Below are 15,675 nucleotides of genomic sequence, written 5' to 3' on the forward strand. Positions count from 1 at the left end.
GAGAAACAACGATGAAGCGTTTGATTGCGGTCGCTGGCGCCGCACTGGCCTGGACCGCGCTTGCCGTGACGCCGGCCGCTGCGGCTGACAAGGTCGTGCTGATGCTGAACTGGTACGTCTATGGCGAGCACGCGCCGTTCTATTACGGCAAGGCCAAGGGCATTTACGCCGCCGAGGGCATCGACCTCGAGATCCAGGAAGGCCGCGGCTCGGCCGCCACCACCCAGGCGGTCGCCGCCAAGACCGCTGATTTCGGCTATGTCGACGTGCCCACCATGATGCGCGCGGCGGTGAAGGGCGCGCCCGTGATCGCGACCGGCGTGCTGCTGCAGACCAGCCCGATGTCGGCGATGGGTTTTGTCGAGAAGAACATCAGGAAGCCGGAGGACATCAAGGGCAAGACCGTCGCGATCACGCCGGCTGACTCGATGACCCAGATCTGGCCGCTGTTCCTGAAGAAGACCGGGCTGAAGGAGAGCGATTTCCAGACCGTGGCCGGCGACGGCCAGACCAAGCTCAACGCCGTGATCAACGGCCAGGCGGATCTCTTGCTCGGCTACGTCATGGACCAGTCGATGAAGATCAAGGACGCCACCGGCAAGGACGTCTATCCGATCAAGTTCGCCGACTACGGCATCAACATGGTGTCGTCGGGCATCATCGCCAACTCCGACTATGTGAAGGCCAATGCCGATCTGGTTCGCCGCTTCATGTCGGCGACGACCAAGGCGGTGGAAGCCGCCGAGAAGGAGCCGAAGGCCGCCGCGCAGTCGATCCTCGACGCCAATCCGAAGGGCGGCAAGATCGATACGCTCACGCAAGGCTTCGAGCTGACCATCCCGCTGTATCGGACGGCGGCAACCAAGGGCAAGCGGCCGTTCCAGGTCACCGACCAGAACATGACCGACTCGGTCAACCTGATGGTCGAGTACGGCGGCCTCGACGCCAAGGCCAAGGACAATCCGAAGGCGTTCTACACCAACGATTATCTGCCGAAGGGTGGTTCGTGAGCCGTCAACACTCATCGTCGTCCCGGCGAAAGCCGGGACCCATAACCACCGGCTCCGATTGTTGCGAGAGTTCCCTCCCCACATGCCCGAATGAGAAGCCGCGGCGTATGGGTCCCGGCCTTCGCCGGGACGACGCGGGGAGAGAGATGTGACGAATCCTGCGACGAAACCAAGCCCCGACACCCAGCCCGGCGCTCACCTCCGCCTGGTGTCCGATCGCGCCGGCGGAGCCACGCCGGGCATCACATTGTCCGGCGTCTCGAAGACCTACCGGTCCCGCGACGGCGACGTGCCGTCGCTGCGGCCGCTCGACTTCACCATCAATGACGGCGAGTTCTTCGTCGTGGTCGGACCAAGCGGCTGCGGCAAGTCCACGCTGCTCAAGATGATCTCCGGCCTGCTGCCGCCGACCTCAGGCGAGGTGCTGATCGACGGCGACAAGGTGACCAGGCCGCACGGCAATGTCGGCATCGTGTTCCAGAACGCGCTGCTGCTGCCGTGGCGCAACATCCTCTCCAACGTGATGCTGCCGATCGACATGAAGCAGCTGCCGCGCGACAAATATCTCGCCCGCGCCAAGGAGCTGCTCAAGCTGGTCGGGCTCGAGGGCTTTGAGAAGAAGCTGCCCTGGCAGCTGTCGGGTGGCATGCAGCAGCGGGCCTCGATCTGCCGCGCGCTGGTGCACGATCCCAAGATCATGCTGATGGACGAGCCGTTCGGCGCGCTCGACGCCATGACGCGCGAGCGCATGAATGTCGAGCTGATGCGGATCCAGCGCGAGACCGGCAAGACGGTGCTCTTGATCACCCACTCGATCCCGGAAGCCGTGTTCCTCGCCGACCGCGTGCTCGTCATGACCGAGCGGCCCGGCGCGATCGCTGCAATTTATGATGTGCCGCTGCCGCGGCCGCGCTCGCTGGATTCGATGTCGGATCCCGTCTTCACCGAACTGGTGCAGCGGATCCGGAAGCACTTTTTCACGCAAGGGACACTGGACTAGGGCCAGACCTCCGATGCCGCTTCGCCTCGCTGTCAGAGATATCGCCTTCTTCGAGCGCCCGGTGCCATTCGCCCGGCCGTTCCGCTTCGGCGCGGTCACGATCACCGCGTCGACGCAAATGTTCGTGCGGGTCGAGATCGAGGTCGAAGGCAGGGGCCGCGCGACCGGCGCCAGCGCCGAAATGCTCGCCGCGAAATGGTTCGACAAGCGGCCGCACCTCACGGCGGACCAGACCATCGAAGGACTGCGCCGCTCGCTGCTGATCGCGCGCGAGTTCTATCTGGCGAATACCGACTTCGACACCGCATTCGGACTGCACGCCAAATGCATCCGCGCGCAGGTCGCGGCCTGTGCCGCGGAGGACATTCCCCCGCTTGCCGCAGCGCTCGGCCCGGCAGAAATCGACAAGGCTATCCTTGACGCGCTGCTGCGGGCAGCCGCTGTGAACTTCTTCGACGGCATGACCGGCAACATCGCGGGCATCGATGCGCGGCTGGCGCCTGATCTCGCCGATATCGCGATCACCGATTTCCTCTCGACGCGAAAGCGCCTCGACCGCGTCGCGATCAGGCACACCGTCGGAATGGACGATGCGATCGAAGGCGAGGGCGGTGTCGCCGATCCCAAAGAGAATGCGGGCGCGCGCTATTTCAAGCTCAAGCTGAACGGCGATCCCGCCCATGACGCAGCGCGGCTGGCGCGCATCGGCAAGGAGCTTGTGACGCTGCCTTACCCGACCAAGGTCACGCTCGACGCCAACGAGCAATATGCCGATCTCGCGGCGCTGAATGCACTGGTCGATCGGCTCGACCGTGACGCGGCGCTGGCGCCGATCCTCTCCAGCCTGCTCTATATCGAGCAGCCGATGCCGCGCGACGTGACGAAGACTTCGCCACTCGGCGCCTTGGCTGCGCGCAGCTTCATCATCGATGAAGCCGACGATTCCTACGATGCCTTCCCGGCGGCGCGGGCGCTCGGCTATCGCGGCATCTCCTCGAAATCGTGCAAGGGCATCTACAAGTCGATCATCAACGCCACGCGCGCCGCGGTGTGGAGCGCGGATGGCGGCGGGTATTTCGTCAGCGGCGAGGACCTGACCTGCCAGGCCGGGCTTGCCGTGCAGCAGGATCTCGCGCTCGGTGCGCTGATCGGCGTCACCCATGCCGAGCGCAACGGACACCATTATGTCGACGGCTTTGCCGAGACGCCGGGCGTCGAGATCGAAAGCTTCTTTGCCGCGCATCCCGATCTCTACGCGCGCGATGGCGCAAAGGTTCGCCTCGCCATCCATGACGGCGATCTGCTGACGGAATCGCTCGCCGCCACACCCGGCTTTGCCAGTTCGGTCCATCCCGACTGGTCCACCATGCAGCCGCTCGAGCGGCCAACTTCACGCGTTTTGCAGGAGCAGACACTATGACGACCAAACGCCTCGGCCTGATCATGAACGGCGTCACCGGCCGGATGGGGCTCAACCAGCACCTGATCCGCTCGATCGTCGCGATCCGCGAGCAGGGCGGCGTGCTGCTCTCGAACGGCGACCGCATCATGCCCGATCCGATCCTGGTCGGCCGCGATGCCGAGAAGGTCGGCGCACTGGCAAAGCGCTTCAATATCGAGCGGCACACCACCGATCTCGACCGCGCGCTGGCCGACAAGGGCGACACCGTGTTCTTCGACGCCGCGACGACGCAGGCGCGGCCGTCGCTGCTGACCAAGGCGATCAACGCCGGCAAGCATGTCTATTGCGAGAAGCCGATTGCGACCAATCTCGAAGAGGCGGTGGCGGTCGTGAAGCTCGCCAATGCAAAGGGCCTCAAGCACGGCACCGTCCAGGACAAGCTGTTCCTGCCCGGCCTGAAGAAGCTCGCCTTCCTGCGCGACTCCGGCTTCTTCGGTCGCATGCTCTCGGTGCGCGGCGAGTTCGGCTACTGGGTGTTCGAGGGCGGTTGGCAGGAGGCGCAGCGGCCGTCGTGGAACTATCGCAGCGAGGACGGCGGCGGAATCATTCTGGATATGGTCTGCCACTGGCGCTACGTGCTCGACAATCTGTTCGGCGAGGTCGAGAGCGTGGTCTGCATCGGGACCACCGACATCCCCGAACGCTATGACGAGAAGGGCAAGCAGTACCAGGCGACCGCCGACGATTCCGCCTACGCCACTTTCAAGCTGAAGGGCGGCGTGATCGCGCACATCAACATGAGCTGGGTGACGCGGGTCTACCGCGACGACCTCGTCACCTTCCAGGTCGACGGCACCCACGGCTCGGCGGTCGCCGGCCTCACCGACTGCATGATCCAGGCGCGCCAGGCGACGCCGCGGCCGGTGTGGAATCCGGACGAGAAGCGGCTGCACGATTTCTATGCCGACTGGCAGAAGCTGCCGGAGAACGTCGTCTACGACAACGGCTTCAAGGAGCAGTGGGAGATGTTCATCCGCCATGTCTGCGAGGATGCGCCCTACAAGTACACGCTGCTGGAAGGCGCCAAGGGCGTGCAGCTCGCCGAATGCGCGCTGAAGAGCTGGAAGGAGCGGCGCTGGATCGACGTCGCGCCGATCGTCGTCTGAACAAGGACCGTTGTCATGAACAAGCCAGTCCTGCCGATGTCATCACTGTCCTTGAAGCTGCCGACCGCAGGCGGCGGCCTCGAAACCTATCGCCTCGCCGCGTCGCGGACATTTCCGGCGAAGCTCGAGGGGACCCTGAACCGCGTCGCGTTCTCGGCGGCGCATGTGGTCGCCGATCCCCGCGCCGACGTCGATCCGTGGCTGACGGCGGCGATCGACTGGGATCGGACCATCGCGTTTCGCGAGCATGTCTGGGATCTCGGCCTCGGCGTCGCCGAGGCGATGGACACTGCGCAGCGCGGGATGGGGCTGGACTGGGCGACCTCGCTCGAATTGATCCAGCGTTCGGTGAGGGCAGCCAAGGCCAAAGGCAATGCGCTGGTGTTCTCGGGCGCGGGCACCGATCACCTCGCGGTCGAGGATGCAAAGTCGATCGACGACGTGATCCGCGCCTATGAAGAGCAGATCGCGGCGGTCGAGAAAGCCGGCGGCCGGATCATCCTGATGGCCTCGCGCGCGCTGGCAAAACTCGGCAAGAGCGCCGAGGATTACGCCAAGGTCTATGACCGCGTACTGTCGCAGGTACGCGAGCCCGTGATCATCCACTGGCTCGGCGACATGTTCGATCCGGCGCTGTCGGGCTATTGGGGCACCTCCGATCTCGACAGGGCGATGGACACGGCGGTCGCGATCATCAACGCCAATGCGGCCAAGGTCGACGGTGTCAAGGTTTCGCTGCTCGACAAGCAGCGCGAGATCGACATGCGGCGGCGGCTCGATGCCCGCGTGAAAATGTACACCGGCGACGACTTCAACTATGCCGAGCTGATCGCCGGCGACGACAAGGGATTTTCCCACGCGCTGCTCGGCATCTTCGATGCGATCGCGCCGGCGGCATCCTACGCGCTGTCGCGGCTCGCGGCGGGCGACGAGGCCGGCTTCCACGACGTGCTGGGTCCGACCGTGCCGCTGTCGCGCCATATCTTCAAGGCGCCGACCCGGTTCTACAAGACCGGTATCGTGTTCATGGCCTACCTCAACGGTCATCAGGATCATTTCACGATGGTCGGCGGACAGGAGAGCGCGCGCTCGACCTTGCATCTTGCCGAGTTGTTCCGGCTCGCCGACAGAGCCGGGCTGCTGGCCGATCCGGAGCTTGCGACGCGCCGGATGACGACGATCCTCGCAACACGTGGCGTTGAGCCCTGATGCGCGATTTTTCCAATGACCATCGCTGGCTGTCGCTGAACACGGCGACGGTCCGCAAGCAGGGCGATCTTCTCGCCATCATCGAGGCCTGCGCGCGGCACGGCATCCGCGCCATCGATCCCTGGCGCGACCAGGTCGCGGCCGTCGGGCTCGATCGTGCGGTGCGCGCGGTCAAGGACGCCGGGCTCGATCTGTCGGGCTATTGCCGCGGCGGCATGTTCCCGGCGGATGCCGCGCATCGGACCGAAGCGCGCGACGATAACCGCCGCGCGGTGGACGAGGCTGCGGCGCTCGGCGCCTCCTGCATCGTGCTCGTGGTCGGCGGCCTGCCGCAATTTTCGCGGCCGGGCAGCACGGCCTCCAAGGACATCGCGGCGGCGCGCAGTCAGGTGCATGACGGTATCGCCGAGATGCTGGACTATGCGAAGCAGGCCAAGCTGCCGCTCGCGATCGAGCCGCTGCATCCGGCCTATGCCGCCGACCGCGCCTGCGTCAACACCACGAAACACGCGCTCGACATCTGCGATGCGCTCGATCCCGGCCGCACCGGTGCACTCGGCGTCGCACTCGACGTCTATCACATCTGGTGGGATCCCGAGCTGATGAGCCAGGTCGCGCGCGCCGGCAAGGATCGCCTGCTCGCGTTTCATGTCTGCGACTGGCTGGTGCCGACCAAGGACATCCTCAACGACCGCGGCATGATGGGTGACGGTGTCATCGACATCAAGTCGGTGCGCGCGGCCGTCGAGGCGCAGGGCTTTGCCGGCTATTCCGAGATCGAGATCTTTTCCAACGACTGGTGGGGACGGCCGATGGACGAGGTGGTGCGGACCTGCATCGAGCGGCATCGGACGGTGGTCTGACCTGCACACCCGTTCGGTGGACAAGGCGAGGCGTGCCCGTTATTCCGGGTCGCGGCGGGTGTCTGCGGCGAAGGCCGCTGCACCCCGCCGGTCCGGACCGGAGCACGACATGCGCTTGAGCGATTGCCACAATTTCCACGATTTCCGTGAACTGGCGCGGCGGCGGCTGCCGGGGCCGATCTTCGACTATATCGACGGCGGCGCTGACGACGAGACAACGCTGCGCCAGAACACCGCGAGCTTCGAGCGTTGCGACCTGGTGCCCAACGTCCTGCGCGGCGTCCAGAACGTCGATCTCTCGGTCACCGTGATGGGGCAGAAGCTGGCGACGCCGTTCTATTGCTCGCCGACCGCGCTGCAGCGCCTGTTCCACCATGATGGCGAACGCGCCGTCGCCGCGGCAGCTGCGAAATACGGCACGATGTTCGGCGTGTCCTCGCTCGGCACCGTCAGCCTGGAGGAGTTGCGCAAGGCGCACGACACGCCGCAGGTCTACCAGTTCTACTTCCACAGGGATCGCAGCCTGAACTCGGCGATGATGCAGCGAGCCAAGCAGGCCGGCGTCAACGTCATGATGTTGACCGTCGACAGCATCACCGGCGGCAACCGCGAGCGCGATCTGCGCACCGGCTTCTCGATTCCGTTCCGGCTAACGCTGGGCGGCATGCTGCAATTCGCCATCAAGCCGGCATGGGCCATCAACTATGTCACCCATGAAAGCTTCAAGCTGCCGCAACTCGACGAGCATGTCGACATGAGCGGCGGCGCGATGTCGATCGGGCGCTATTTCACCGAAATGCTCGATCCCGCGATGACGTGGGACGACGTCGCCGACATGGTGCGGCAGTGGAACGGGCAATTCTGCCTGAAAGGCATCATGTCGGTCGAGGATGCGAAGCGCGCCGTCGAGATCGGCTGCACCGGCATCATCCTGTCCAACCATGGCGGACGGCAGCTCGACGGCTCCCGGGCCGGGTTCGATCAGCTGGCCGAGATCGTCGATGCGGTGGGCGACCGGATCGATGTGATGATGGACGGCGGCATCAAGCGCGGCAGCCATGTGCTGAAGGCGCTGTCGCTGGGCGCCAAGGCCGTCGGACTCGGGCGCTTCTATCTCTATCCGCTGGCGTCGGCCGGTCAGCCCGGTGTCGAGCGCGCGCTCGGCCTGTTGCACGCGGAACTGGTGCGCGACATGCGGCTGATGGGCTGCTCCTCGATCAGCCAGCTCTCCCGCGCAAACCTGCGGTTCAGATAGCGGACGAAGAGGTCACGTGTTGCGCCGGCAGGGCACGCTGAGGAAGCCGCGGAAGCGTACGCGGCCGCCGCGCACCGGCTCGCCGTCCAGCACGTAGTTCGGGAATCGGGCAAGGAAGCGCGAGATCGCTATCGCGCCTTCGAGGCGGGCCAGCGCCATTCCGGCGCATTGATGCGCACCGGTGCCGAAGGCGAGGTGGCGGTTCGGTGTGCGCGCAACGTCGAAGGCTTCAGCGTCGGGGAACTGCGCAGGGTCGCGGTTGGCGGCGCCGATGCATAGCGTCACCAGCGTGCCGGCGGGCAGCTTGATGCCGCCGAGCTCGATGTCCTCGACGATCATGCGGTTGCCGAGCTGGTTCGAGCTCTCGTAGCGCAGCATCTCCTCGACCGCGGTCTTGATCAGCTCGGGCTGCGCGATCAGCCGCGCCTTCTGATCGGGATTTTCCGTGAGCGTCACCAGCCCGTTGCCGATCAGATTGGTGGTGGTCTCGTGCCCGGCATTGAGCAGGAAGATGCAGTTGTGCAGCAGCTCCTTCGCGGTCAGCCGCTCGCCATTGTCCTCGCCATCACCTTCTCCTCGGATCAGCCGCGTCAGCACGTCGCGCTCGGGATTGCCGGGCCTCGAGCGGCGGCGTTCGACCAAGGTTTCGAGATAGGCGAGGAAATCCTTCACAGCGTTGTTGCCGCGATCGAACACTTCCTTGCCGATAACAGGCTCGAGTGCGCCCAGGATCGCCAGCGACCAGTCGCGCAGCGGCTCGCGCTCGTCATGCGGCACGTCGAGCAGATTGCCGATCACCTCGACGGGGATCGCGGAGGCGAAATCGCCGATCAGCTCGAAGCGGCCCTTCGCGGCGATCCGGTCGAGCAGCTGATCCACCAGCGCGATCAGGTCGCCTTCCATCCCCGCGATCGCGCGCGGCGACAACGCGCCCATGATCAGCCGCCGCACGCGGGTGTGCGCCGGCGGATCGTTGAACACGAGGCTCGTGGTGTGGTGCTCGTACAGCAGGGAGTCGCCGTACTTCGGCAGGAACTCCTTCTTCTTGTCGGACGAGAACGCCTTGGTGTTCTTGTAGGCGGTGACGAGGTCGTCGTAGCGGGTCAGGAAATAGCAGCCGTTCGGCAGCCGCTTGACCGGCGCGTATTCGCGTAGCGCCCGATAGGTCGGGTAGGGATCGGCGTAGAATTCGCCGGTCAGCTTTTCGAGGTCGAAGCCGTCAGCTAGCGCGCGCGCGTCTCCGATCATGGCGGATATCCAACCCTAATTAGTTTCATTTGCAACTATCGTAAGCCGCCGGCGGGCGCCGCGCAACAGGATTTGCGGCCGGTGCGGAACAGGCGTCGCGTCCCGTCCGATGCGAGCAAAGCGCAGAGCCATATGCGGTTTTGCGCTTTGATGAAGCGCGCGCGCCCCTCTACAGTCGCGGCCAAACAAAACCAAGACCGGAAACGCCGAATGCATGCCCGTGCCGAGACCGCGGCCTCCTGGCCCGACGAGATCTTTTCGATATTGCAGCGCTTCGAGGTCCGTCAGGTGCCCTATGTGCCAGACGCCGGACACTCGCAGTTGATCGAACGCGTGCTCGGCTCCTCGACCATGCGCGGCATCGCGCTGACGACGGAGGAAGAGGGTGTGGCGCTGCTGGCCGGCGCCTGGGCCGGCGGCCAGCGCGGCGTGCTGCTGATGCAGTCGAGCGGGGTCGGCAACTGCATCAACATGCTCTCGCTGGTGCAGATCTTCCGCCTGCCGTTCCTGACGCTGGTGACGATGCGCGGCGAGTGGGGCGAGTTCAATCCCTGGCAGGTGCCGATGGGCTCCAACACCCAAGGCATCCTCGAACTGTCCGGCGTCAAGGTGCTGCGCGCCTCGCACCCGGAGGAGGTGCGGGAGGTGGTCGAGGCCGGCGCGTCGCAGGCCTACAACGCCTGCACGCCCACCGCCGTCCTGTTGTCGCAGCGCCTGATCGGGGCAAAGGTCTTCACCAAATGAGCAAAGCCAATCTCCTCGACCGCCGCGCCGTCGTCGCCGAACTGCTGAAGGACCGCAATGGCGCCATCGCCGTCGGCGGCCTCGGCGCCTCCACCTATGACATCGCCGCGGCCGGCGACCACGACCGCAATTTCTATCTGTGGGGCGGCATGGGCGGCGCCGTGATGATCGGGCTCGGGCTCGCGCTGGCCCAGCCGGAGCTGCCGGTGGTCGTGATCACCGGCGATGGCGAGATGCTGATGGGCATCGGGAGCCTCGCCACCGTGGGCCTGCAGCAGCCGAAAAACCTCTCGGTCATCGTGCTTGATAACGAGGCCTATGGCGAGACCGGCGGCCAGGCCAGCCACACCGGGGCCAGCGCCGACCTCGTCGGCGTTGCCAAGGCCTGCGGAATCGGCGACAGCAGGGCGATCTCGACCATGGCCGAGGTCGAGGATTTTTCCTCGACCTTACAGGATGTTACGGCCGGACCGCGGTTCGCCAGCGCGAAGATCGACGGCGCCAATCTGGAGCGCGTGCTGTCGAGCCGGGACGGCACCTACATCGTCAACCGGATCAGAGGGTCGCTCGGCCACAGTCCGATATAAAGTCACTTTCGCGCTGCAATAGAACCTTGACATTGGGCAAAGTGAGTGATTACTCACGACCCCAAATGTCGAATTTACGCATGACGAGTGATTTGCGGCGTCAGTTGATACTGAGTGCTGCAAAGCGATGCTTCGCCCGAAACGGCTTTGCCGGCACCACGACCAAGAGCGTGGCGGCCGCGGCTGCCATTTCGGAGGGGTTGCTGTTCAAGCACTTCCCCTCGAAAGCGGCGCTGTACGCCGAGATCCTTGCCGAGGAGTGCGAGGCCGATCCCGATCTGGCGCATCTGCTGGGTCAGGAACCCTCGACCGCGACGCTGGTCGAACTGGTGCAGGGCATGGTCAGCCACTTCATGCAGCTTCGCGACGCGCCGGATCAGGAAGAGGCGCAGCGGATGCGGCTGATGGTGACGAGCCATCTCGACGACGGCGAGTTCGCGCGGCTGCTCTACGCCAAGGTCGGCAAGCTGATCGGTCCGACCTTCGCCGCGTCGCTCGAACGTGCGATCGCCGCCGGCGAAGCCACCAAGATCGGCGACGAGCCGCTCAACCTGTTCTGGTTTGCGCACCACACCGTGCTGATGGGTGCGCTGACACAGCTCCCTGCGACACCATGTCTCCCCTACGGCGATGCCGCTGCGGCCGAGCGGCAGCTTTGCCAGTTCATCCTTCGCGGCATCGGACTTACCGAAGCCGCAATCTCAACTCATTTGGGCCGCGCGCCGTCACCGAGTGCGGGACAGTCGGTAACTGCAGAAAGTGCATGACATGAACATTCAGTCCGAAAGCCATATCTCGGGGCAACCGATCAAGGAGAAGCCGGCCAAGCGTCCGGTCCGTATGGTGCGCTGGTTCTTCATCGTGGGATTGCTGCTGGCTGTGCTGGTCGGCGGCCTGGTCGGCTTCAACGCGTTCCGCAGCCACATGATCGCGCAGTTCTTCGCCAACAACAAGCCGCCGGCGTCGAACGTCTCCGCGGTCGAGGCGAAGAGCGAGGTGATTCCGAACCTGCTTACCGCCGTCGGCGATCTCGTCGCGGTGCATCAGGTCAACGTCACCGCCGACGTGTCCGGCCGCATCACCGACATCCTGTTCACCGCCGGCAGCCATGTGAACGCTGGAACGCCGCTGGTTCAGCTGTTCGACGCGCCCGACAAGGGCGACCTCGCCAGCTTCAAGGCGCAGGCGACGGTGGCGGAACTGCAGCTCGACCGCGCCAAGCAGCTTGCTTCTCGCCAGTTCGGCCCGCAGTCCACCGTCGACACGGCGCAGGCGGCGTTCGATCAGGCCAAGGCCGGCATCGCCAAGACCGAAGCGCTGATCTCGCAGAAGCTGGTGCGCGCGCCGTTCGAGGGTGACCTCGGCGTCCGCATGGTCGAAGTCGGCCAGTACCTCACCGCCGGCACGCAGGTCGTCACGCTGACCGATCTGTCGGTGCTGTATGCGAACCTGACCGTCACCGAGAAGCAGAGCTCGCAGGTCCAGGTTGGACAGACCGTGCGGATCAAGGTCGACGCCTATCCGGGCCGCACCTTCGAAGGCAAGATCACGACGATCGAGCCGCAGATCTCGACCGACACCCGCAACATCAGGGTTCAGGCGACGGTGCAGAATCCGGACCGCATCCTCAAGCCCGGCATGTTCGCGACCAGCACGATCGTGCTGCCGGAGACGCCCGCGGTCGTCACCGTGCCGGAGACGGCGGTCGACTACACGCTGTATGGCGACTCGGTGTTCCTGATCAACGAGAAGAAGGGCGACGACGGCAAGACCACGCTGACCGCCGACCGCACCTTCGTGAAGACCGGCACTCGCGTCGAAGGCCGCGTCGCGATCCTCAAGGGCCTGAAGCCCGGCGACAAGGTCGTCGCGGTCGGCCAGATCAAGCTGCAGTCGGGCATGCCGGTCGCGATCTCGACCGATCCGCCGCCGCCGGTTCCGGCCGAGCCGCCGCGCTACTGATTGCGATCATCCGTATCAGGGGGGCCCATCGGGGCCCTCCGCCACGCGCTGCCTGTTACGGCGGACAACAAGAATAGAGTTGGCGATGGCCTTCACTGATATTTTCATCAAGCGCCCGGTGCTGTCGGTCGTCGTCAGCCTGCTGATTCTCCTGATCGGCCTGCGCGCGGCGATGGTGCTGCCGATCCGGCAATATCCGAACCTGTCGAACACCGTGGTGACGATCACGACGTCCTATCCCGGTGCGTCGCCCGAGCTGATCAACGGCTTCATCACCACGCCGATCGAGCAGGCCGTCGCCTCGGCGGAAGGCGTCGACTACATGACGTCGAACTCGGTGCTCGGCACCTCGACGATCCAGGTCTACATCAAGCTCAATCACGATCCGAACCAGGCGCTCACCGAGGTGCTCGCCAAGGTCAACTCGGTCAAATACCTGATCCCGAAGGAAGCCTTCGATCCGGTCGTGACCAAGGCTACCGGCGACACCATCGCGGTGATGTATCTCGGCTTCTCCAGCGAGGAACTGACCGGATCGGCGATTTCTGACTACCTGACCCGCGTCGTGCAGCCGGTGCTCTCGACCGTCGACGGCGTCGCCTCCGCCGACATCCTCGGCGGCCAGACCTTCGCGATGCGCGTCTGGCTCGATCCGACCCGGATGGCCGGGCGCGGCGTGTCGCCGAACGACGTCGCCGCCGCGATCGCCGCCAACAACTTCCAGGCCGCCGCCGGCCAGACCAAGGGCTTCTTCATCGTCTCCAACGTGTCGGCCAACACCGACCTTCAGAATATCGATCAGTTCAAGCGGATGATCGTGAAGTCGAAGGACGGCGGTTTTGTGCGCATCGAGGACATCGCGACGGTGGAGCTCGCGGCGCAGAGCACCGATGCCAGCGTCGCCTTCAACGGCGAGCACGCGATCTTCATCGGCATCAAGGCGACGCCGCAGGGCAACCCGCTCAGCCTGGTGAAGGGCGTGCGCGCACTGTTCCCGGATATGGAGCGCAACCTGCCGCCGTCGATGAAGATGAAGGTGGCCTACGATTCCACCAAGTTCATCCAGTCGTCGATCGACGAGGTCGAGAAGACGCTCGGTGAAGCGGTGCTGATCGTCGTCATCGTGATCTTCCTGTTCCTGGCGTCGATCCGGTCGGTGATCATCCCTGTGGTCACCATCCCGCTGTCGCTGATCGGCGTCTGCATCCTGATGCTGGCCGCCGGATTTAGCTTCAACCTGCTGACGCTGCTGGCGATGGTGCTGGCGATCGGCCTCGTGGTCGACGACGCCATCGTCGTGGTGGAGAACATCCACCGGCATCTCGAGGAGGGGATGCCACCGGTACAGGCATCGCTAAAGGGCGCCCGCGAAATTGTCGGCCCGGTCGTCTCGATGACGATCACGCTCGCCGCCGTGTACGCGCCGATCGGCTTCCTCGGCGGCGTCACCGGCACGCTGTTCCGCGAATTCGCCTTCACGTTGGCCGGCTCGGTCATCGTGTCGGGCGTGATCGCGCTGACGCTGTCGCCGATGATGTGCTCGGTGTTCCTCAAGAGCGCCGAGGAGGGCCGCTTCTCCCGGCTGGTCAACCGTGTGTTCGGTTCGATCACCCGCGGCTATGGCCGCATGCTCGACCGCTCGCTCGACTACCGGCCGATCACCGCCTTGTTCGCGGTCACCATCCTTGGTCTGGTCGGCTTCCTTTACATGCATACGCAGAAGGAGCTGGCGCCGCAGGAGGACCAGGGCATCGTGTTCGCGGTGACCAAGGCGCCGAAATACGCCAATATCGACTACATCGATTTCTACGGCGACAAGATGGACAAGGAATTCCAGAAGTTTCCGGAGACCGATCTGCGCTTCGTCCTGAACGGCATCACCGGCCCGCAGGGCGGCTTCGCCGGCATGCTGCTCAAGCCGTGGGATGAGCGCAAGCGCAGCGCGCAAACGCTGCAGCCGCTGGTGCAGAACGAGCTGTCCAAGATCGAAGGCATCAGCGCGTTCGCGTTCAGCCTGCCGCCGCTGCCGGGCGGTCCGGGCGGCCTGCCGGTGCAGATGGTGATCTCCTCGACGGCCGGCTTCCAGCAGGTCTTCGACCAGATGAGCAAGCTGAAGGATGCCGCGCGCAAGAGCGGCCTGTTCATCGTCACCGACAGCGACCTCGACTTCAACCAGCCGGTGGTCCGGGTGAAGGTCGACCGCTCCAAGGCGAGCGATCTCGGCATCACCATGCAGTCGGTCGGCAACGCGCTGGCGACGCTGCTTGGCGGCAACTACGTCAACCGCTTCAACCTGGAGGGACGTTCCTATCAGGTGATCCCGCAGGTGCCGCGCGCCGCGCGCCTCGCACCGGAGTCGTTCGACAACTTCTATGTGCCGACCACGACCGGGCAACTGGTGCGGCTGTCGACCGTCGTCTCGGTCGAGACCGGCGTCGATCCGAACGCTTTGACGCACTACAACCAGCTCAACTCGTCGACCTTCCAGGCCGTGCCGATGCCGGGCGTCTCGATGGGGCAGGCGGTCGAGTTCCTGCAGGGTGAGGCCAAGAAGCTGCCGTCCGGCTTCAGCTACGATTTCCTCGCCGACTCCCGGCAATACGTCAACGAAGGCAGTCAGCTGATGATCACCTTCGCATTCGCCATCATCATCATCTTCCTGGTGCTGGCGGCGCAGTTCGAGAGCCTGCGCGATCCGTTCGTGATCATGATCAGCGTGCCGATGGCGATCGTCGGCGCTTTGATCCCGCTGTTCTTCGGCGTCGCCACCATGAACATCTACACCCAGGTGGGCCTGCTGACGCTGGTCGGACTGATCACCAAGCACGGCATCCTGATGGTGGAGTTCGCCAACGAGCTGCAGCTCAACGAGAAGCTCGACCGCCGCTCGGCGATCGAGATGGCGGCCCGCATCCGGCTGCGTCCGATCCTGATGACGACGGCGGCGATGGTCACCGGCCTGCTGCCGCTGCTGACCGCCTCCGGCGCCGGCGCGGCCAGCCGCTTCTCGATCGGCCTCGTCGTCGTGACCGGCATGACGATCGGTACGCTGTTCACGCTGTTCGTGCTGCCGATGGTCTACACGGTGATCGCGACCGACCACGAGGCCGCATCCCGCTCGGACCGCGCCAAGCAGATCGCCGATTTCGATCTCGACGGCGGCCATCCGGGCGCACTGAAACCAACCTGAGCCCTCCAAGCTCTTGCTCGCAGGAAAGGCGGCACCGGC

Annotated in this window: 13 protein-coding genes; 12 read left to right on the plus strand and 1 reads right to left on the minus strand. The window is 65.0% G+C overall.

Features of this window, described 5'->3' with window-relative positions; translation table 11 throughout:
• Positions 1 to 11: 11 nt before the first annotated feature.
• From JQ633_RS17125 to JQ633_RS17155, 7 genes are all read left to right on the plus strand, one after another.
• Positions 12 to 1,010, plus strand: a complete 999-nt coding sequence (locus JQ633_RS17125; RefSeq protein ID WP_211986223.1) for an ABC transporter substrate-binding protein — start codon at positions 12 to 14, stop codon at positions 1,008 to 1,010.
• Between the two features lie 148 nt (positions 1,011 to 1,158).
• Positions 1,159 to 2,010 (plus strand): ABC transporter ATP-binding protein, encoded by an 852-nt coding sequence (locus JQ633_RS17130; RefSeq protein WP_211986224.1) that lies wholly within the window; start codon positions 1,159 to 1,161, stop codon positions 2,008 to 2,010.
• Positions 2,011 to 2,023: 13 nt separating this feature from the next.
• Positions 2,024 to 3,430: a hypothetical protein gene (locus tag JQ633_RS17135; protein ID WP_211986225.1), complete on the plus strand. Its 1,407-nt coding sequence runs from the start codon at positions 2,024 to 2,026 to the stop codon at positions 3,428 to 3,430.
• Positions 3,427 to 4,578: a Gfo/Idh/MocA family protein gene (locus tag JQ633_RS17140; RefSeq protein WP_211986226.1), complete on the plus strand. Its 1,152-nt coding sequence runs from the start codon at positions 3,427 to 3,429 to the stop codon at positions 4,576 to 4,578. The genes JQ633_RS17135 and JQ633_RS17140 overlap by 4 nt, the downstream gene beginning before the upstream one ends.
• 15 nt (positions 4,579 to 4,593) lie before the next feature.
• Positions 4,594 to 5,787 (plus strand): dihydrodipicolinate synthase family protein, encoded by a 1,194-nt coding sequence (locus tag JQ633_RS17145; protein WP_211986227.1) that lies wholly within the window; start codon positions 4,594 to 4,596, stop codon positions 5,785 to 5,787.
• On the plus strand, positions 5,787 to 6,650 hold the full coding sequence (locus JQ633_RS17150) for a sugar phosphate isomerase/epimerase family protein (protein ID WP_211986228.1): 864 nt from the start codon (positions 5,787 to 5,789) through the stop codon (positions 6,648 to 6,650). Before JQ633_RS17145 ends, JQ633_RS17150 begins: the two co-directional genes overlap by 1 nt.
• Positions 6,651 to 6,759: 109 nt before the next feature.
• Complete coding sequence (locus tag JQ633_RS17155) at positions 6,760 to 7,905, plus strand: alpha-hydroxy acid oxidase (RefSeq protein ID WP_211986229.1); 1,146 nt, start codon at positions 6,760 to 6,762, stop codon at positions 7,903 to 7,905.
• 12 nt (positions 7,906 to 7,917) lie between these two features.
• Here the strand turns inward: JQ633_RS17155 and JQ633_RS17160 are convergent, their stop codons facing one another.
• The gene (locus JQ633_RS17160) at positions 7,918 to 9,153 is read right to left on the minus strand and encodes a cytochrome P450 (protein ID WP_211986230.1); all 1,236 of its coding nucleotides are present in this window, start codon (positions 9,151 to 9,153) and stop codon (positions 7,918 to 7,920) included.
• Between the two features lie 210 nt (positions 9,154 to 9,363).
• On the opposite strand from JQ633_RS17160, the gene JQ633_RS17165 reads away from it, so the two are divergent.
• The 5 genes from JQ633_RS17165 to JQ633_RS17185 all read left to right on the plus strand — a co-directional run bounded on the left by JQ633_RS17165 (position 9,364) and on the right by JQ633_RS17185 (position 15,636).
• Positions 9,364 to 9,897 carry a thiamine pyrophosphate-binding protein gene (locus JQ633_RS17165; protein WP_211986231.1) on the plus strand — a complete coding sequence of 178 codons (534 nt, stop codon included), beginning with the start codon at positions 9,364 to 9,366 and terminating at the stop codon, positions 9,895 to 9,897.
• Positions 9,894 to 10,484 carry a thiamine pyrophosphate-dependent enzyme gene (locus JQ633_RS17170; RefSeq protein ID WP_211986232.1) on the plus strand — a complete coding sequence of 197 codons (591 nt, stop codon included), beginning with the start codon at positions 9,894 to 9,896 and terminating at the stop codon, positions 10,482 to 10,484. Before JQ633_RS17165 ends, JQ633_RS17170 begins: the two co-directional genes overlap by 4 nt.
• A 65-nt stretch (positions 10,485 to 10,549) precedes the next feature.
• Positions 10,550 to 11,251 carry a TetR/AcrR family transcriptional regulator gene (locus tag JQ633_RS17175; protein WP_211986449.1) on the plus strand — a complete coding sequence of 234 codons (702 nt, stop codon included), beginning with the start codon at positions 10,550 to 10,552 and terminating at the stop codon, positions 11,249 to 11,251.
• A 1-nt stretch (position 11,252) separates the two neighbouring features.
• A complete protein-coding gene (locus JQ633_RS17180; RefSeq protein WP_211986233.1) occupies positions 11,253 to 12,446 on the plus strand; it encodes an efflux RND transporter periplasmic adaptor subunit in 1,194 nt (397 codons plus the stop codon).
• Between the two features lie 85 nt (positions 12,447 to 12,531).
• The gene (locus JQ633_RS17185) at positions 12,532 to 15,636 is read left to right on the plus strand and encodes a multidrug efflux RND transporter permease subunit (RefSeq protein ID WP_211986234.1); all 3,105 of its coding nucleotides are present in this window, start codon (positions 12,532 to 12,534) and stop codon (positions 15,634 to 15,636) included.
• Positions 15,637 to 15,675 lie beyond the last annotated feature (39 nt).

This window comes from Bradyrhizobium tropiciagri (assembly GCF_018130505.1).
In the GTDB taxonomy this organism is placed as follows: Bacteria; Pseudomonadota; Alphaproteobacteria; order Rhizobiales; family Xanthobacteraceae; genus Bradyrhizobium; species Bradyrhizobium tropiciagri_B.